At 65.8% G+C, this 17,834-nt stretch carries 20 protein-coding genes and 1 other annotated feature; of the genes, 10 read left to right on the plus strand and 10 right to left on the minus strand.

Annotated features, from left to right (window positions below):
- The first annotated feature begins 16 nt into the window (after positions 1-16).
- Complete coding sequence (locus AC1DVM_RS09995; protein WP_477254140.1) at positions 17-2,203, plus strand: CHASE2 domain-containing protein; 2,187 nt, start codon at positions 17-19, stop codon at positions 2,201-2,203.
- A gap of 7 nt (positions 2,204-2,210) precedes the next feature.
- On the opposite strand, the gene AC1DVM_RS10000 is transcribed toward AC1DVM_RS09995, so the two are convergent.
- Positions 2,211-2,612 (minus strand): SET domain-containing protein, encoded by a 402-nt coding sequence (locus AC1DVM_RS10000; protein WP_477254142.1) that lies wholly within the window; start codon positions 2,610-2,612, stop codon positions 2,211-2,213.
- Positions 2,613-2,818: 206 nt separating this feature from the next.
- Here AC1DVM_RS10000 and AC1DVM_RS10005 point away from each other — a divergent pair, with 206 nt between their 5' ends.
- The gene (locus AC1DVM_RS10005) at positions 2,819-3,916 is read left to right on the plus strand and encodes an NADH:flavin oxidoreductase/NADH oxidase (protein WP_477254144.1); all 1,098 of its coding nucleotides are present in this window, start codon (positions 2,819-2,821) and stop codon (positions 3,914-3,916) included.
- A gap of 9 nt (positions 3,917-3,925) precedes the next feature.
- Here AC1DVM_RS10005 and AC1DVM_RS10010 read toward each other — a convergent pair whose 3' ends face one another.
- Positions 3,926-4,303 carry a hypothetical protein gene (locus AC1DVM_RS10010; RefSeq protein WP_477254146.1) on the minus strand — a complete coding sequence of 126 codons (378 nt, stop codon included), beginning with the start codon at positions 4,301-4,303 and terminating at the stop codon, positions 3,926-3,928.
- Positions 4,304-4,403: 100 nt separating this feature from the next.
- Positions 4,404-5,342, minus strand: coding sequence for a DUF5996 family protein (locus tag AC1DVM_RS10015; protein WP_477254147.1), 939 nt, complete (start codon positions 5,340-5,342; stop codon positions 4,404-4,406).
- Between the two features lie 578 nt (positions 5,343-5,920).
- Here AC1DVM_RS10015 and AC1DVM_RS10020 point away from each other — a divergent pair.
- The 3 genes from AC1DVM_RS10020 to AC1DVM_RS10030 all read left to right on the plus strand — a co-directional run bounded on the left by AC1DVM_RS10020 (position 5,921) and on the right by AC1DVM_RS10030 (position 8,076).
- Entirely contained in the window at positions 5,921-6,280 is a 360-nt protein-coding gene (locus AC1DVM_RS10020; RefSeq protein ID WP_477254149.1) for a hypothetical protein, read from the plus strand.
- A gap of 65 nt (positions 6,281-6,345) precedes the next feature.
- The gene (locus tag AC1DVM_RS10025; RefSeq protein ID WP_477254151.1) at positions 6,346-7,134 is read left to right on the plus strand and encodes an ADYC domain-containing protein; all 789 of its coding nucleotides are present in this window, start codon (positions 6,346-6,348) and stop codon (positions 7,132-7,134) included.
- A 90-nt stretch (positions 7,135-7,224) separates the two neighbouring features.
- Positions 7,225-8,076 (plus strand): sulfite exporter TauE/SafE family protein, encoded by an 852-nt coding sequence (locus tag AC1DVM_RS10030; RefSeq protein WP_477254152.1) that lies wholly within the window; start codon positions 7,225-7,227, stop codon positions 8,074-8,076.
- A gap of 14 nt (positions 8,077-8,090) precedes the next feature.
- Here AC1DVM_RS10030 and AC1DVM_RS10035 read toward each other — a convergent pair whose 3' ends face one another.
- Genes AC1DVM_RS10035 through cobS form a run of 3 tightly spaced genes read right to left on the minus strand, consistent with a single transcriptional unit; the run spans position 8,091 to position 9,847 of the window.
- Positions 8,091-8,795 (minus strand): retropepsin-like aspartic protease family protein, encoded by a 705-nt coding sequence (locus AC1DVM_RS10035; protein WP_477254154.1) that lies wholly within the window; start codon positions 8,793-8,795, stop codon positions 8,091-8,093.
- Positions 8,792-8,989 carry a DUF1289 domain-containing protein gene (locus tag AC1DVM_RS10040; protein ID WP_477254201.1) on the minus strand — a complete coding sequence of 66 codons (198 nt, stop codon included), beginning with the start codon at positions 8,987-8,989 and terminating at the stop codon, positions 8,792-8,794. Before AC1DVM_RS10040 ends, AC1DVM_RS10035 begins: the two co-directional genes overlap by 4 nt.
- A 21-nt stretch (positions 8,990-9,010) precedes the next feature.
- Positions 9,011-9,847, minus strand: coding sequence for an adenosylcobinamide-GDP ribazoletransferase (gene cobS, locus AC1DVM_RS10045; RefSeq protein WP_477254155.1), 837 nt, complete (start codon positions 9,845-9,847; stop codon positions 9,011-9,013).
- 77 nt (positions 9,848-9,924) lie between these two features.
- On the opposite strand from cobS, the gene cobT reads away from it, so the two are divergent.
- The 5 genes from cobT to AC1DVM_RS10070 are packed head-to-tail and all read left to right on the plus strand — an operon-like array spanning position 9,925 to position 13,188.
- On the plus strand, positions 9,925-10,944 hold the full coding sequence (gene cobT, locus AC1DVM_RS10050) for a nicotinate-nucleotide--dimethylbenzimidazole phosphoribosyltransferase (RefSeq protein WP_477254157.1): 1,020 nt from the start codon (positions 9,925-9,927) through the stop codon (positions 10,942-10,944).
- 3 nt (positions 10,945-10,947) lie between these two features.
- Positions 10,948-11,478, plus strand: a complete 531-nt coding sequence (locus AC1DVM_RS10055) for a thermonuclease family protein (protein ID WP_477254159.1) — start codon at positions 10,948-10,950, stop codon at positions 11,476-11,478.
- A gap of 55 nt (positions 11,479-11,533) precedes the next feature.
- Complete coding sequence (locus tag AC1DVM_RS10060; protein WP_477254161.1) at positions 11,534-12,184, plus strand: uracil-DNA glycosylase family protein; 651 nt, start codon at positions 11,534-11,536, stop codon at positions 12,182-12,184.
- Positions 12,181-12,972 carry an enoyl-CoA hydratase-related protein gene (locus AC1DVM_RS10065; protein WP_477254163.1) on the plus strand — a complete coding sequence of 264 codons (792 nt, stop codon included), beginning with the start codon at positions 12,181-12,183 and terminating at the stop codon, positions 12,970-12,972. Before AC1DVM_RS10060 ends, AC1DVM_RS10065 begins: the two co-directional genes overlap by 4 nt.
- Before the next feature lie 9 nt (positions 12,973-12,981).
- Positions 12,982-13,188, plus strand: coding sequence for a hypothetical protein (locus AC1DVM_RS10070; protein WP_477254165.1), 207 nt, complete (start codon positions 12,982-12,984; stop codon positions 13,186-13,188).
- A gap of 18 nt (positions 13,189-13,206) precedes the next feature.
- On the opposite strand, the gene AC1DVM_RS10075 is transcribed toward AC1DVM_RS10070, so the two are convergent.
- The 4 genes from AC1DVM_RS10075 to moaA form a co-directional block, all read right to left on the minus strand.
- A complete protein-coding gene (locus AC1DVM_RS10075; RefSeq protein WP_477254167.1) occupies positions 13,207-14,694 on the minus strand; it encodes a SulP family inorganic anion transporter in 1,488 nt (495 codons plus the stop codon).
- 72 nt (positions 14,695-14,766) lie between these two features.
- Positions 14,767-14,822 (minus strand) — a sequence feature (sul1 is cis-regulatory element that is thought to sense ions involved in sulfur or methionine metabolism; They are found in Alphaproteobacteria).
- 75 nt (positions 14,823-14,897) lie between these two features.
- On the minus strand, positions 14,898-15,800 hold the full coding sequence (locus tag AC1DVM_RS10080; protein ID WP_477254202.1) for an NAD(P)-dependent oxidoreductase: 903 nt from the start codon (positions 15,798-15,800) through the stop codon (positions 14,898-14,900).
- A gap of 50 nt (positions 15,801-15,850) precedes the next feature.
- A complete protein-coding gene (locus AC1DVM_RS10085) occupies positions 15,851-16,642 on the minus strand; it encodes a transporter substrate-binding domain-containing protein (RefSeq protein ID WP_477254169.1) in 792 nt (263 codons plus the stop codon).
- A gap of 91 nt (positions 16,643-16,733) precedes the next feature.
- A complete protein-coding gene (gene moaA, locus AC1DVM_RS10090; protein WP_477254171.1) occupies positions 16,734-17,762 on the minus strand; it encodes a GTP 3',8-cyclase MoaA in 1,029 nt (342 codons plus the stop codon).
- Positions 17,763-17,834 lie beyond the last annotated feature (72 nt).

Raw genomic sequence — 17,834 nt, forward strand, 5'->3', positions numbered from 1 at the left:
GCCCAGGCTTCCCGTGTTGACCCGAGCCCAATCCATCGCGCTCGCCTTCGGCTTCGCTCTCGTGGTTTTGTGCACCGCCTTCCGTATCGCCGACCCGTATAACCTGCGGCTCGCCCGCGAACTCGTCTTCGACGCGTTCCAGCGCGCCGAGCCGCGTGCGGACAGCGACGTTCCCGTGCGGGTCGTCGATATCGACGAGGCGTCGCTTGCGCGCCTCGGCCAATGGCCCTGGCCCCGCAGCGAGCTTGCCCGATTGGTCGAGCGACTGAGTGGGCTTGGCGCCGCCGCCATCGCGTTCGACATGGTCTTTCCGGAACCCGACCGTCTGTCGCCGGCACGCCTGGTCGAACAGCCGGAGGTGATGGCGGCTTTCGGCGTCGACCGGTCGCTCTCCGCGCTGGTGCCCGATTACGATCGGTCCTTCGCGGCGTCGCTCGAGGGCAAGCCCGTGGTTCTGGGCTTCGCGGCGATCCCGGGCGTCAACGACGAACGCCCCGGGCTGAAGGCCGGAATGGCGTTCACCGGGCAGGACCCGCGAATGGCGCTGCCTTCGTTCTCCGCCGCGACCCGCAATTTGCCGGAACTCGACGCGGCGGCGCGCGGGGTGGGCGCCATCACCGTCAGCCCGCTCGACACGCACGGCGTGATCCGCCAGCTGCCGCTGCTGTGGAACGGCGGCGCGCGCATCTATCCGAGCCTCGTTCTCGAAACGCTGCGAGTGATGCACAAGGACTCGACGCTGCTCGTTCACAGCCGAAACGAAGAGCCGTTCGCGGTCACGAATGTGCGGGTCGGTCCTTATGACATTCCCACCACCTCGTCGGGCGAATTGCGGGTGCGGTTCGGCCGTGAGAGTCGCGACCGGGTCGTGTCGGCCTGGAGCGTGCTCTCGGGCGCGGACGATGCCGGACTGCGTCCGCTCATCGACGGCCATGCGGTTTTCGTCGGGACGTCCGCCACCGGTCTCTACGACCACCGCGTGACGCCGCTGGGCGACAGCGTGCCGGGGGTGCTGGTGCAGGCCCAGGCGCTCGAGCAGATCCTGGCGGGCGAACATCTGCGGCGTCCCGATTGGGCGGACCCGCTGGAATGGGCATGGATGCTCGCTCTCGCAGGATTGACGACCCTCGTCGCCGTGCTATGCGCGCCCATCACCGCGCTCTGCTATGGCGGCGCGATGGCGGCGCTCACCTGCGTCGGCGCGTGGATCGCGTTCAGCCGGGGAGGGGTGCTGCTGGACCCCACGTCCTCCTGCGCCACCGGCCTGTTTCTCTACGTGTCGATGATCTCGTTTCGCTACTTCGTGTCCGACCGCGACAGGCGGTTCGTGCGCCAGGCCTTTTCCCGCTACGTCGCGCCCTCCTATCTGGCGCAGATCGAGAAGAATCCCGCGAGTCTCCGGCTGGGAGGGGATGAGCGGTCGATGACGATCCTGTTCGTCGACATTCGCGGCTTCACGGCGTTGAGCGAGAGGCTGTCCCCGACCGAGGTGGTCGAGTTCCTCAACACCCTGTTCGGTCGCCTGAGCACGGACATTCTCGCCGAGGGCGGCACCATCGACAAATATATCGGCGATTCCATCATGGCGTTCTGGAACGCGCCGCTGCAGATGCCGGATCACGCCGCGCGTGCCTGCCGGGCCGCGTTGCGGATGCGCGAGACGCTGCGCGAGCTCAACGAAACCGATGCGTTTCACTTCCGCCGGCGGCCCGATCCGCTCTCCGATGTGGCAATCGGCATCGGCATCAATGTGGGACCGGCGCTGGTCGGCAATATGGGTTCGGAAAGTCGCTTCAACTACTCGGTCGTCGGCGATGCGGTGAACGTGGCGTCGCGGGTCGAGGGTCAGGCCAAGCCGCTCGCGGCGGATGCGCTGGTGGCCGAAAGCGTCTCGGTGGCGGCAAGCGACTTCGCCTATCTGGAAGTCGGCGCGCTGGATCTGCGCGGCAAGCGCGAGAAGGAAAAACTGTTCATCCTGGTGGGCGACCCCGACACCGCGCGCACGGTCGATTTCCTCGCCTTGAAAGCGTGCCACACGGAGCTTCTGGCCAATATGGAGAACCCCGTCGTCGCGCGCCGCAGGCTCTCGGAATGCATGCGCCTGAGCGATCTCTCGTTTCCCGACCTGCGTGCCTTCTACGCACGGCTCGGCGAGCGGCTCGAAGCGGCGACCTCCGACTTGCGGCGCTACGGGACGACCTAGATTCTTCTCAAGCCGGCGAACATTTGGGGCATCTGCAGCCATGCGGCCGGATGAAGGTGTCGAAATAGCTCTTGCCGTAATTGTACGCGATCTCCTCGCCGGGCTTGATGCGTTTCTTGGCCATGATGCGGATGCGCCCGCGGGAGATGATCGGTTCGGCATTGGGCCGGCACGCATGGTTGATGTAGCGCGCGACGTTCCAGCGCGGCGAGCCGTCGACCGTCCAGCGGCTGTTGACCTCGAACAGATAGCGCGCGCCCGCCCGGTCCTCGACCTCGGCGTTCGGAATCTTGCGGCCCACATATTCGACGATGAACGCGCCCTTTTCGATCACATCGGTGGCGAACAATCCGAGACCGGTTTTCGAACGACCGACGCGGAAGGGGGGCTCTGGCAATTTGCTGGGCATCGAGATTCGTGTCTCCGGGCGTCGTTCTGTCGAGCAGGCGGTGTCGGGGATGTCGCGCCATTGGTCAAGTCACCGCAAGGGCGTGTCATGCGCGGGAAGCAAGGGAGGCACCCGGCCGCAGGGTTGCAACTCGACGGCGCGCTCCTACAACTAGCACCTCGCACGCGCCCGGACCGGGCGCGAAAGGTCGGGCATAAGGATCATCCATGAGCGCGCTGTTCACCCCCTATCGCGTCGGTTCTCTCGAAATGAGAAACCGCATCGTTATCGCGCCCATGTGCCAATACTCGGCCGAAGACGGCTGCGCGACGGATTGGCACACGATTCATCTGGGCAATCTCGCGCTCTCGGGAGCAGGTCTTCTGATCATCGAAGCGACCGCGGTTGTCCCCGAGGGGCGCATCAGCCCCGACGACCTCGGTCTCTGGTCCGACGAGACCGAGGCAGCGCTCGCGCGGGTTCTCGAATCCGTGCGCCGGCATTCCGACATGCCGATCGCGATCCAGCTCGCCCATGCGGGACGAAAGGCCTCCACCCATGTGCCCTGGGCGGGCGGCGGGCAGATCCGGCCCGATCAGGATCGCGGCTGGCAAACCGTGGCGCCGTCCGCCGTGCCGTTTGCCCCGCAGGACAACCCGCCTCTGGCGCTCGACCGCGACGGCCTCGCGCGCGTTCGCGATGCCTTCGTCACGGCGGCGAAGCGATCGGCGCGGCTCGGCCTCGACGCCATCCAGCTTCACGGCGCGCACGGCTATCTGCTGCATCAATTCCTCTCGCCTCTCGCCAACCTGCGCGACGACGAATATGGCGGCAGCCTCGAAAACCGGATGCGCTTTCCCCTGGAAGTCTTTGATGCGGTTCGCGAAGCGTTTCCCGCCGGCAAGCCCGTCAGCATGCGGGTGTCGGGAACGGACTGGGCGGAAGGCGGCTGGGACATCGAACAGACCATAGCGTTCGCGAAGGCCCTCGAGGCGAAAGGCTGCGATGCCGTCCACGTGTCGAGCGGCGGCCTGAGCCAGGCGCAGAAGATTCCCGTCGGCCCGAGCTTTCAGGTGCCGCTGGCGCGCGCGGTCAAGCAGGCGACCAATCTTCCCACCATCGCGGTGGGTCTCATCACCGGCTACGATCAGGCCGAAGCCATTATCGGAACCGGCGACGCCGATTGCGTGGCCCTCGCGCGCACCATTCTGTACAACCCCCGCTGGCCCTGGCATGCCGCCGCTCATCTGGGCGCCCGCGTCAAGGCGGCCAACCAGTATCTGCGCTCACAGCCGGCGGGCCACCGTCAACTCTTCGACGTGTGACATCGAAGGTTACTGAGAGCTGCCAGGCGAGGTCGGCGCGCGCGTCGTCGATCCCTGCTCCTTGACGCGGTCGAGCATCAGCAAGGCCGCGTCGACGCAGGACCGTGTCGATTCCCGGTCGCCGCAGACCACGCGAAGTTGCGTGTCGCCACTGCGAAGAAAGAATTTCGCGCCGCCGGATTCGCCGCCGCGGCTTTCGTCGTGCTCGCGCATGACGCGTCCGCGCCATTCGCCGAAATCGCGCCCGCGCTCTGCGCCGCCACCACCGCCGCGCCCCTCGTACCACCCGCGACCGCCACCATCTTCACGCTCGCGCGACGACGTCTGACTGAAGGCGGATGTGGTCACCAAAGCGAGGCCCGCGGCCAGGATAAGCGTCTTCCGCATTTTTGATCTCCCTGATCTTGTAAGCGTCATAAGATGCTGACGTGAACCTGACGCGAGGCCCTTGGTTCCTCACAAAGGCTTCCGGAAACCACCAGCGCTCTCACGCGATGGCGCGGGGTTTTCCGGGAACGCCCGGCGCGCATTCGAGGGAGACGCGATCCCACTTCCCGCATTCCGCCGCCGCCGCATAAGTCGTCTCGAGAAAGTCGAGCAGCAGCGCATCGGGGTCGCTTGCCTGCCGAACGACGTCGTAGGGCAGGATGAACTCGCCGAGAGCAGGGTCGAAATGCGCGCCGGGCGTCACCGGCCTGTCGCGAAACCCGGCCGGCTCGGGATACGCGTACGAATAGAAGGCTGCCTGCGGAAACGCCTCGCTTCCCGGCCAGAAGCCGGCGCTGCTGACCTCGTGCGAATAGGCCTCGCGGGTGACGGCATCCGGCAGGCCCGGCACGCCGCCGGGATGCAGCGGTGCCGGGCGTCCGGAAAAGCGCGTCACCGCGAGGTCGAAACTGCCCCAGAAAAGGTGGACCGGACTGGCCTTTCCGAGAAAAGCGCTGCGGAACAGCCCGAAAACGCGGTCGATCCGGATGAGGGCGCGCCAGAAGCGGTGAGCGGCCGCGGGTTCGTAGGTGGCATGGACGCGATCCTGAGAGAACGGGATCGGGTCCGGCACCTCGTTGGGGATCTCGTTGATCGCCACCGTGACGCCCAAGCGCTGAAGCGCGGCGAGAAGCGTCTCATAGAACTCCGCGACCGATTGCGGCGCGAGAGCGAAGCTCTCTTCATCGCCGCTGCTCGATCGCGCGAGGAGGCGGTGTCCGGCGAAGTCGAATTCGACGTCGAAGATTTCGGACCCCGCGGGAATGGGCCCGGTTCCGAGGCCCCGCGCGGTCACGTAGAGCGGCACCTGCCAACCGTGGTTGAGCCAGGGCGTCTGCGCCAGGCGGATCTTGCCGACGATCTGCGTCCACAATTGAAGGGTGGCGGCGGTGTCGCGCCATTCGGCATAGGGCAGGGTCGGCCAAGTCTCGTCTGGCATGAACGTGTTCCCTTCGCGGACCGGTTCATCGTCGCAGGATTATAGCGGGCTGAAGGCGCGCTTCCATCGCACTGGCGATCACGGTTGATTGTCGGGGCCCCTTGCGGATCGCTGTCCGCTCCCCATATCAGGCCTATCCCAGCGGTCATTGCGAGGACTTCGAAGCGGCAGGCGTTACTGTTTGGCTTCGATGAGATCGGGTCAGGACGAATGTACTCCGGCTCGATCGTTCCAGCGCTCGCCTAACGATGCGAGCGCCCGTCGGGATTCCCAATCAGCCCAGGCCCGTAGTCGACGTGGCGCGCGAGTTATTCCCCGCGCGACGTCCCGGAGCCTGGGCTTTTTTTGTGCCCGAGAGGCAATCCGGCCGAATCCGCCGTGACTCTAGGGAAATTGACATCAAGAATTGCAATTAGTTTCAAAATTCATCTCAAGACTGCAGAGTTTACAGAATTTTTACTAAAATTGAGTGAAACGTTATTCTAATTCTTTACTGTTATGTCATTACACATATATTCCGTTGGGCGAGGCCAAACGAAATCAGAAAAGGCCGCTCGCTAACCTCATTGGAGACGGACATGTCGGTTCATTTTTATATTCCTCTTGTCGCAGTTGCTCTCGGATTCTCTACGGCATCGATCGCCCATGCGAGCGAGATGTCCAACGGTCTCAGCACCAACGGTCTCAGCACGAACGGTCTCAGCACGAACGGCCTCAGCACGAACGGCCTGAGCACGAACGGCCTGAGCACGAACGGCCTCAGCACCAATGGCCTCAGCACGAACGGTCTCAGCACCAACGGCCTGAGCACGAATGGCCTCAGCACGAACGGTCTCAGCACCAATGGCCTCAGCACCAACGGCCGGGACGTGAATGCGAGCCGCCTGCAGCTCGATTCYGTGGTTCTCAGCGACGGGTCGGTCGTCGTTTTCCAGTGATCCCTTGCGTCCCTTCTTGCGGATGAATCTCTCTGTCTGGGGGAGGTTCGAATTGAGCCTCCCCCATGCGCAATATCGTCAGCACGTTATTTGTCGTTGCCCTAAGCTTTTGCTTTCTCCCGATCGACAAGGCCGCGGCCTTGAGCGGCCGTTTCCAGGTGGAGCGCTCCGAGTTCGTGCTGCGCCTCGACGACGGACGGGTTTTGCAACGCCGGCAATTGATCGGCCTCACCCTGAGGCTCTCGGGCCAGGATTCAGGTTCGGAGATCCGCATCGCGGAGATCGGTGAGGACGACGCGGCGGCGCGCGGGCCTGTCACGCTCTACCGTCTGGCTGCCATCCATTCCGCCGATCGGCCGCCTTCCGATCTGTGCGAGCCTGACGTTCGCGGTCGTCGCGTGGGATTTCCCCTTTCCAATCCTTCGGGCGGCTTCGATTTCGTCTGCACCAGCGGCGCCGCCGGAAAATGCGTCCTGATGGGATATCGCCCATGGGAGGCCACGGACGAGGTACCGCTCGCGTCGCTGCATCGGGCCTGCGTGCATATGCTGCGCGCCGATTATGGTGGCGACGACCGGCCGACCACGCGCAACGGCACCGCGGTCGATATCTATGACCGGTTCGGCATCCAATCGCCCGACATGCGGCCCGACATGAGTTTCGAGGCCGCATGGAGCGAGGACGGCGCGGTCTGCGTCGCTCATCCGCGCATTCGCCAAAACATCACGCTCGGCGCGCTGGCGGAACGCCACGACCATCTGGCGGGCCGTCTCGGTCCGCTCGCCTGCACCGAGGAGGCGATGCGGGCGGCGCCGAAGGCCATTCTCTTCAACCGATCGGTCGGCCACGACTGAGCCGCGACTGGCGCCCGCATGCCCGATGAAGCTTGCCGCAGGGGATGTTTTCCCCCACAGAGGCGGTCGGCAGTTTCGGGGGCGTGATTCATGTACGGCATTTCTCTCTTCGATCTCACGTGGCTCGCGGTCTCGATGCTTGCGGCCGGCGCGCTGACGGGGCTGCTCGCCGGCGTCTTTGGCGTGGGCGGCGGCGCGGTGGCGGTGCCGATCCTCTATGAATTGTTCCGGCTGGTCGGCGTGCCCGAAGAGGTGCGGATGCCGCTTTGCGTCGGCACCTCGCTGGCGATCATCATCCCGACCTCGATCCGCTCCTTCCGCGCCCATCACGCCAAGGGCGCGGTCGACATGTCGATCCTGCGGGTCTGGGCGGTGCCGGTCGTCGTCGGTGTCATCATGGGCAGTTTCATTGCCCGCTATGCGCCGGCCGATCTCTTCAAGACGGTCTTCGTGGTGGTCGCGGGCGTCTCCGCCATCCGCCTGCTGTTCGGAAAGGATACGTGGCGCTTCGGCCTCGACATGCCGGCCAAGCCAATCATGGTGGTCTACGGCTGGCTCATCGGCGTSCTGTCGGCCCTGATGGGGATCGGCGGCGGCCAGCTCTCGAACCTGTTCATGACCTTCTACAACCGGCCGATCCATCAGGCGGTCGCCACGTCCTCCGGGCTCGGCATCCTCATCTCGATCCCCGGCGCCATCGGCTACATCTATGCGGGTCTGCCCCGCGCGGCCCAATATCCCGACGTGATGGCGCTGCAATTCCCCATGGCGCTCGGCTATATCTCGCTTTTGGGACTGGCGCTGTTCGTGCCCACCAGCACCTGGATGGCGCCCATCGGCGCACGGTTCGCCCACACCCTCTCGAAGCGCCGGCTCGAAGTCGCCTTCGGCATCTTCCTGCTCCTCGTGTGCGTGCGCTTCGCCCTGAGCCTGATTTTCTAGAAGAGGGCGGCCTTCTAGGCGCCCTTGCCGCGCAGGATCAGGCGGTTGCCGCGCACCTCGTAGGAGGCGAGGCGCTCCAGAAACGACATCCCCAACAGGTTGACCTGCAGCACCCCGGCCTTGGCCACCAGCGCCCTGACGTTGCGCTCGGTGATCGGCCCGACGGCAAGCGACGCGATGGTGACGGGGGCGGCGAGCGCCAGCCCGTTCGCCGTCGAGACGGGGATGGAATAATGGAGGCTCTCCGGCTTGACCCCGAGGCTCTCGGCGTCCTCGGCGCGCAGCACGATGGTGCTGGCGCCGGTGTCGAAGATGAAGCGCGCCTCCCGCCCGTTGACCCGGCCCGAGACCAGAAAGGTGCCGTCGCTGCGGCGCGCCGCCACCACCTCGCCCTCTGGCGTGACGACAGTGCGACCCGCCGCGACATCGCCGATGGTGCGGTCGATCACGGTCTGGAATTCAGAGCGCGAATGGTAGAGGACGAGCGCGCCGATGATGAGGCCGGAGGAAATCGCCACGGCCTGGATCCCGTGCGTCCAGTGCTGGCCGAACCCATCCACGACCGTCGCGGCCAGAATCAGCGTGAAGCCGAAGAAGCCGACCACCAGCGCGGCATCCCGTGGCGTGAGCCCCGCGATGTCCTGCTCCCCGAGCGACCCGATGAGGAACGACGCGGCGATGAGAATTACGCCGGCGCCACGGATGCCCGGCATGCTCATTTGGTCTTCTCGTCCCCGGTGGAAAACGCCGCGCGCATCCGCTCCGGCAGGGTCGCCATGATGGCGAGGCGCTCTTCCTCGCTCAGACGAAACCACCGGGTGATCTCCTCGCTCGTGCGGCCGCAACCCTCGCACAGGCCGGTTTCCGGGTCGAGGATGCACACCCGGATGCAGGGGCTGGAAGCGCGGGTCATCATCTGCGGTTTATGTCGGCATCATCGAAGCGCGATCAAGAGACCGATCAGCGCGGCGATTTCGGCGAGCTGCTGCGTGGCGCCCGCGATGTCGCCGGTCTGTCCCCCGAGATGCCTCTCGGCAAACCGCGTCATGAACCAGCCGACAGCACCCGCGAAGGCGATCATCAAGCTGCTGCCCGCGAGGGGGAATTCCGTCAGGAAGCCAAGCGCCCATGCGAGGCCGGCCGCGAGGGCAGCGGCGAACAAGGAGGCCTCCCGGCCCGGCCGCCCGACCGCGTGAGCGGCGCCGTCCGAGCGGGCGGGGGGCAGGAAGGACAGCGGCATCAACGCGGCGGTTCGCGACAGGGAGGCGGCGATGGCCAAGGCCAGCATGGCGTCGAGGGCCGTGCTGCGGCCTGCGATTTCCGCGAGCGCGCCGATTCGCAAGGCGAAGGCCAGGACCAGCGCCGAGGCGCCGAAGGAGCCGATGCGGCTGTCGCGCATGATCTCGAGGCGACGCTCCCGCGTCGTCCCGCCGAAACTGTCGGCGGTGTCGGACAACCCATCCTCATGCAGGCCGCCGGTCATGAGCGTCAGAGTCGCGACCGCCAAAGCGGCCGACAGAAAGGGGCCGAAAGCGAGGCCCAGGCCCAGGACCAGGACGAGACCCGGCAGAATCGCAATGATCAGGCCGGCAACGGGGACGACCCGCACGAGATCGGAAAAGGCCGGCGCCGCATGAGCGTCCCCCGATTCGAAGGGAAGCCTGGGAACCGGGAGGCGCGAGAAGAACCGCACCGCCTGCGCGATCCCGACCAGCCACCGCCGCCATGAATCGGGCGCGGCGCGGCCTCTCTGGTGGATTTGGTCTGACATGCTTCACCCCGCACGGAACGCCCGCTATAGGTCACGCCTCTTCGAATTCCGCAATGCCCCGATGGGCTGGAGCCACCATGACCGACGAAGCCGGCACCCCTTTCGACGATATCCGCCGCCTGATCGCCACCATGCCCGGGCCGGATGAGGACGCGGTCGAGGCGGTGCGCGCCCGCGACCGGCAATTGACCAAGCCCGCCGGCAGCCTCGGCCGGCTGGAATGGCTGCCCGAATGGGTGGCGGCGTGGCAAGGCCGGTCGCCCTCGATCGACCGTCCCATGGTCTGCGTCTTCGCCGGCAGCCACGGCGTCGTGGCGCGGGGCGTCTCGGCATTTCCCCCGGAGGTGAACCGCCAGATGCTGGAGAATTTCGCGGCCGGCGGCGCCGCCATCAACCAGATCTGCGCCGATCTCGGCCTCGGCTTCAAGGTCTTCGACCTCGCCATCGACTTGCCGACCAACGATATCGTCGAGGACGCCGCGATGGACGAGAAATCCTGCGTCGCCACCATGGCGTTCGGGATGGAATCGCTTGCCGGCGGCACGGACCTCCTGGCGGTCGGCGAGATGGGCATCGGCAACACCACCATCGCGGCGGCCATCTACACCGCCCTTTATGGCGGCGACGCCGCCCATTGGGTCGGGCGCGGCACGGGTGTCGACGACGAGGGCGTGAAGCGCAAGATCGCCGCCGTCGAGGGCGCGATTGCGCGCCACCGCGAGCATCTGGGCGATCCCCTCGAAGTTCTGCGCCGTCTCGGCGGACGCGAGATCGCCGCCATCGCGGGCGCGATTCTCGCGGCGCGGTTGCAGCGCATCCCGGTGATTCTCGACGGCTACGTCACGACCGCCGCCGCCGCCATTCTTCACGCCATCCACCCCGCGACCCTCGACCATTGCGTCGCCGGCCACCTCTCGGCGGAAGGTGCTCACCAGGACGTGCTCCAGCGTCTCGGCAAGATCCCCCTTCTGGCGCTGGGCATGCGTCTGGGCGAGGGCTCGGGCGCGGCTCTGGCGGCCGGGATTGTCAAAACTTCCGTAACGGTGCATCGTAACATGGCGACGTTCGGCCAGGCCGGAGTATCGGAACGGTTGTGATCCATGTTTCGAGGCGGAAGCAGCAATTCTCTGACGCGAAGCCGGCTGCGCACCAGCGGGGTCCTTTCGCTCCTCGTGGCCACCGGCTTTGCCGGCTGTGCGAGCCTCGTTCTCACCCCGAGCGGCCGGGTTCTCGAAGGCCGGGCCATCGCCACCGACGGGGATTCGATCCGCATCGACAGCACCAGAATTCGCCTCAAGGGCATCGATGCGCCCGAACTCGAGCAGCGCTGCCAGCGCGGCGGAAAACCGTATTCCTGCGGTGAGATGGCACGGGACGCGCTTCTGTCGCTCGTCCTGCGCAATCAGGTCCGATGCCGCTCGGCCGGCCGCGACAAGTACAAGCGCGTGCTGGCGAAATGCTTCGTCGGCGATGTCGATCTCGGGTCCCGGATGGTGGCGTCCGGATGGGCTCTCGGCTACGGCGATTATGCGCCGCAGGAGAGGGCCGCCATGGCGCAACGGGCGGGCCTCTGGGCCGGGTCCTTTGACACCCCGCGCGATTGGCGGCGGCTTCACCCGATGGACCAATAGGCAGCGACGTCCTGTCGGGTCGAAAAACCGAGCCCGGCACCCTATCTGTCGGCAGATGTCCTCTCCTGCCGATTTCGATACCCTGTCCCGCCAATTGCGGGCCTGCCGGATTTGCCGCGACGCGCCGCTCTATGGGGCCGCTCTTGCTCACGAACCACGTCCCGTGCTCCAGGGCAGCGCCTCGGCGCGCCTGTGCATCGCAAGCCAGGCGCCGGGCACCCGGGCCCATGCGAGCGGCCGGCCTTTTTCCGATCCGTCGGGCGTGCGGCTGCGGTCCTGGCTCGGCATCGACGAGACCGCCTTCTACGATGCCGCTCAGGTGGCAATCGTGCCGATGGGCTCGTGCTTTCCCGGGCAGGATGCAAAGGGCGGGGACTTGCCGCCCCGCCGGGAATGCGCCGAGGCGTGGCGCGTGCCGCTGTTCTCGGCCTTGCCGAATCTCGAACTCATCCTGGTGATCGGCCAATACGCCCAGGCCTGGCATCTCGGCGACGATTTCCGCGACGGGCTGACCCGAACGGTCGAACGGTGGCGGGAAATCCTTGCCGCGCCGCGTCGCCCGCGCGTCCTGCCGATGCCGCATCCCTCCTGGCGCAACAATGGCTGGCTGAAACGAAATCCCTGGTTCGAAGCTGAGCTTTTGCCGGTGCTTCGGGCGGAAGTCCGCTCTATGCTGGCGCGTCATCAGCAGGAGAATGCCGCATGAGCCTGACGACCCTGCGCTGCGCGACCGAAGGCGCCGTTGCGACCGTCGCGCTGTCGCGGCCCGACAAGCTGAATGCGCTCAACGGCGCGATGCATCGGGAATTGCGCGAGGCGCTGGCGCATTTCGCGCAGGACGATTCCATCCGCGTCGTGGTGCTGACTGGCGAGGGCAGGGGCTTCTCGTCGGGGCAGGATCTCACCGAGGATCTGCCGCGCGACGCGAAGGGCCGCATCGATCTCGGGCCTCCGCTCGCCCGTGACTACAATCCCCTGATCCTGCAATTGATGAATCACCCGAAGGTGACGATCGCCGCCTTGAACGGCCCGGCGGTCGGCGCCTCGATGAATATCGCGCTTGCCTGCGACATGGTGGTGGCGGCGCGCTCGGCCTATCTGCAGGAGRCCTTCTCGAAGATCGCCCTCATTCCTGACGCGGGAGGCACATGGATCCTGCCGCGCATCGTCGGGCCGAAACTCGCGCTCGCCTTGATGCTTTCGGCGGAGCCGATCGCGGCGGACGACGCCAAGGCCATGGGGCTGGTGTATCGCGTGTTCGACGACGCGACCTTCCGCGACGAGGTCGCGGCACTGGCGGCCCGGCTGGCGGAGGGCCCGGCGCTCGCCTATCGCCTGACCAAGCAGGCCCTGGCGAAAAGCCTCGGCAACGATGTGGAAACGCAGCTCGCGCTGGAAGCGGAGCTTCAACGAGAGGCCGGCTTCAGCGACGATTTCGCCGAGGGCATCGCGGCGTTTCGCGAGAAGCGCGCCCCGCGTTTCACCGGACGATAGGAGACGGGGATGCGCATCAATTACCTGATCCTCGGTCTCGTGACGCTCCTCGCCGTCGTCGGCCTCTTCGTCACCCGCGATCCCGAACGCTCCGCCGCCCTGTCGCAGATGTATCGCGACGCCGCCCTGTCGGCCGAGACCAAACAGGCGGTGCTGATCCTGCTGGCGCTGGCGATCGGCGGGTTCGTGGCCTTCATGACGCTGGGCCGGCGGTAGGGCGGCGCCGACGCCGATTTACTGAACGGAGACAGGCGTTTCCTTGCCGTCCTTGTCGTGCAGCGCGAAGCGATCGATCATGGTCGCGCTGGCCTCGTTCAGGCCGATGACCGTCACCTCGGCCCCATCCCGGCGCATTTTCAACACCGCCTTGTCGAGAGCGCCGACCGCCGAGATGTCCCAGAAATGCGCGTGGCTGACATCGATGACGATGCGTGCGGGCCGATCGTCGAAATCGAACCCCGCGAGGAAGCTCTCGACCGACGCGACGAAGATCTGGCCGCGAACCGCATAGGCGCATTCCAGCCCGTCCACCGACATGCGGCGTTCGACAGAGACGAGGCGGGCGACCTTGCCGGCGAAGAAGATGCCGGACAGGAGCACGCCGACGAACACGCCCTTGGCGAGATCGTGCGTGGCGATCACCGTGACGACGGTCGCCAACATCACCACCGATGAGGTGATCGGGTTGCGGCGAATATCGACGATGGAGCGCCACGAGAAGGTGCTGATCGACACCATGATCATCACCGCGACCAAAGCCGCCATCGGAATGATGCGCACGAGATCGTCGAGCACCAGGATGAGGAACAGCAGGAAGGCGCCGGCGACGAAGGTCGACAGCCGCCCCCGTCCGCCGGAGCGCACATTGATGACCGACTGGCCGATCATCGCGCAGCCGCCCATGCCGCCGATCAGCGCCGACGCGATATTGCCCGCGCCCTGGCCGATGCATTCGCGGCTCTTGTTGCTGGTGGAGTCGGTCATGTCGTCGACGATCTGCGCCGTCAGCAGCGATTCCAGCAATCCGACCGCGGCGAGCGGGAGCGAATAGGGCAGGATGATCCGCAGCGTCTCGAGATTGAAGGGAACCTGCGGAAAGGCGAGGACTGGAAGCGTCGAGGGCAATTCGCCGAGATCGCCGACCGTGCGCAGATCCATGCCCGTCCACCACGCGATGGTCGTCAGTACGGCGATGGCGACGAGGGGCGAGGGAACGGCTTTGGTGACGAGCGGTAACAGGTAGATGATAGCGAGCCCGGCGGCGATCATCGCATAGGTGAGCGCCGGCACACCGATCAGTTCCGGCAACTGCGCCATGAAGATCAGGATCGCGAGTGCGTTGACGAAGCCGGTGATGACCGAGCGCGAGACGAAATTCATCAGCCGGCCGAGCTTGAGGAACCCGGCGCCGATCTGGATCGCGCCCATCAGGATGGTGGCGGCGAACAGATATTGCAGGCCGTGCTCTTTCACCAGCGTGACCATCAGGACCGCCGTGGCGGCCGTGGCGGCCGAAATCATGCCGGGGCGCCCGCCGACGAAGGCGGCGACGCAGGCGATCGCGAAGGAGGCATAGAGCCCAACCTTCGGGTCGACGCCGGCGATCACTGAGAAGCCGATGGCCTCGGGGATCAGCGCGAGGGCGACGACGATGCCGGCGAGGATGTCGCCACGGATGTTGGAGAACCATTCGCGATAGTCGCGAGAGACGGGGGATTGCATTTTGAATCTGACGGTCAAGGGCAACACGGAGCCGCGCCCGAACGTTCGGGAGCTGAAATCTCCAAAATGTTGCGTTGTCCGGCGGGTCGGCGGCCGGAAGAGCCACCCGGGGTTTCACCGGGTCCTGTCGAATGCCGTTCCCCTGACCCGGATCGGTGCGGCAAGGCAACATGGCAGGCGCAAACCTGCCATGTCGGGGGGATTCATTTTCCAAAGCGCGAAATGAGGCTCGATGTGTCCCAGCGCCGTCCGCCCTTGGCCTGAACGTCCCCATAGAATTGGTCGACGAGGGCGGTGACGGGAAGGGTGGCGCCGTTCTTGCGGGCCTCCGCAAGGCAGATGGCGAGGTCCTTGCGCATCCAGTCGACCGCGAAGCCGAATTCGAACTTGCCCTCGTTCATGGTCTTGCCGCGATTTTCCATTTGCCAGGAGCCGGCGGCGCCCTTGGAAATCACGTCGAGGACCGCCTCGATGTCGAGCCCGGCCTTCTGGCCGAAATGGATGCCCTCGGAGAGTCCCTGGACGATTCCTGCGATGCAGATCTGGTTGATCATCTTGGTGAGCTGCCCCGACCCCGCCGGGCCGAGAAGGCGGCAGGCGCGGGCAAAGCTCATGATCACCGGTTCGGCTCTGGCGAACACCTCGGCATCGCCGCCGCACATGACCGTCAGGACGCCGTTCTCCGCCCCTGCCTGACCGCCGGAGACCGGCGCGTCGATGAAGCCTGCGCCTTTCTCGAGCGCCTTCGCATGCAGATCGCGGGCCACTTCCGCCGAGGCCGTGGTGTGATCGACGAAGATCGCGCCTTGGCCCAGACCTTCGAATGCGCCGTCGGGACCGATGGTCACCTGCCGAAGATCGTCGTCGTTGCCCACGCAGGCGAGGACGAATTCCTGACCCGCGGCTGCCTCCCGCGGAGTGCTCGCGACCGTGCCGCCATGGGCGACGGCCCATTCTTCTGCCTTCGCGGTGGTGCGGTTGTAGATTGTGAGCTCATGGCCTTTGGCCTTGAGGTGGCGCGCCATGGGCGCACCCATGATCCCGAGCCCAATGAAACCGACCTTCGCCATCCGCGTGCTCCCGCATCTCTCATCCGTGTCGCTGATGCGGTTCTAGAACAGGATGGCGGAAAGTGCGAAGCGCTTTTCCGGCGGCTCTATTTGACGTCGAAGGGAAGGTACTTTTCGCGGRTGCGATCGTAGGTGCCGTCGGATTGCAGCGCCGAGAGAGCCGCGTCGAACCGGGCCTTGAGCTCGCTGTCCTCCTGGCGAAGCCCGATGCCGTAGAACTGGCGCGTATAGGCAGGCTTGTCCGGGGCAGCACCCAGGATACGGCAGCATTCACCCTCGCGGCTTTCGAGGAATTTCACCAGGGCCCGCTTGTCGCCGAAGACCGTATCGATGCGGCCGACCAGAAGGTCGAGGGTGGCCTCGACCGGGCTGCCATAGAGCTCGATGGAGGATTGGCGGTAATGGCGCTCGAGGTAATCCGCGTGGTCGCTCCGGATGGTGGTGCCGATCTTCAAATCGGCGAGGCCCTCGGGGGTCAGGTTCTTGATCTCGCTGTCCTTGGGCGCAATGAAGATCGCGGGGATGCGGTAATAGGGCTTCGAGAAGGAAATGCGCTTCTCGCGCCGATTCAGGATCTCCAGGGACGACATGATGGCGTCGTATTCGCGATTGAGGAGCCCGCGCACGATGCCGTCCCACTCGTGCTGCACCAGCACGCACTCGGCTTTCATCTCGTCGCAGAGGGCCTTGGCGAGGTCCACCTCGAAGCCCTGCAATTCGTTGTTCTGGTCGATGAAGTTGAAGGGCGGATAGGCGCCCTCGATGGCGATGCGGATGGGGGCGGGCTGCTGGGCCGATGCCGGCAACGCCACCGCGGACCCGACGGCGAGGGTCAGACACAGCAGCAGCCTCGGCCAGATACGCAGCCCGTTCAGCACAATGGTCAATCCGTGAGCACGCAGCGATATTCGCCGAAAGCCCGCGCCTGTCAATCGAGCCGAAAGCCTATCCCTGCAAGGGGTTGGCACGTTACCCGCCTGTCACGCTCATGTGGCGGCTCAAAGCCGGCCGGGCGTGGCGGCGGTCGATGATGAAATCATGACCCTTGGGCTTTCGCGAAATGGCGTCGGCGATGACCTGCCGGAGGCCCGTATCGTCGTCGGAGGCGCGAACGGGCGCGCGGAGATCGGCGGCGTCCTCCTGGCCGAGACACATGAAGAGCTGGCCCGTGCAGGTGAGCCTGACGCGGTTGCAGCTCTCGCAGAAATTATGCGTCATCGGGGTAATGAAGCCCAGCCGGCCGCCGGTCTCCGCCACGCCCACATAGCGGGCGGGGCCGCCGGTTTGGTGCTCGCTCTCGCTCAAGGTGAAGTGTTGCGCGAGGCGGGCGCGCACGAGCGATAGCGGCAGATATTGATCGACCCGTTCGCCGTCGATCTCCCCAAGGGGCATCACCTCGATCAACGTCAGGTCCATGCCCCGTCCATGAGCCCACGTCAAAAGCGTCTCGATCTCGTCCTCGTTGACGCCCTTCAGCGCCACCGTGTTGATCTTGACCTTCAGACCGGCGCGCTGCGCCGCATCGATCCCGGCGAGCACCTTCGTCAGGTCGCCCCATCGCGTGATGCGGCGGAATTTCGCGTCCTCGAGGGTATCCAGCGACACGTTGATGCGCCTGACCCCGCAGGAGGCGAGATCGGCCGCGTGGCGCGCGAGCTGCGAACCGTTGGTGGTGACGGTCAGTTCGTCGAGGGCGTCGGTCTCCAGATGCCGCGAGAGGGACCGGAACAGGGTCACGATATCCCGCCGCACCAGCGGCTCGCCGCCGGTGATGCGAAGCTTGCGCACGCCGTTTCGCACGAAGGCGGTGCAGATCCGGTCGAGCTCCTCCAGTGTCAGGAGATCGCGCTTGGGCAGAAACGCCATGTCCTCCGACATGCAATAGACGCAGCGAAAATCGCAGCGATCCGTCACCGAGACGCGCAGATAGGTGATCGCGCGCCCGAACGGATCGACAAGCCGCCGGTCGTGATCTGAAAGGGCAGGGGATCCCCGCATACGGGCGCGTTTCCTTGTCTTCTCGGAGGTTGGTGGCTGGCTTGGAACTTAACTCTCAACAGGCTAGCGTCA

The organism is Microvirga sp. P4_A5, from assembly GCF_056402495.1.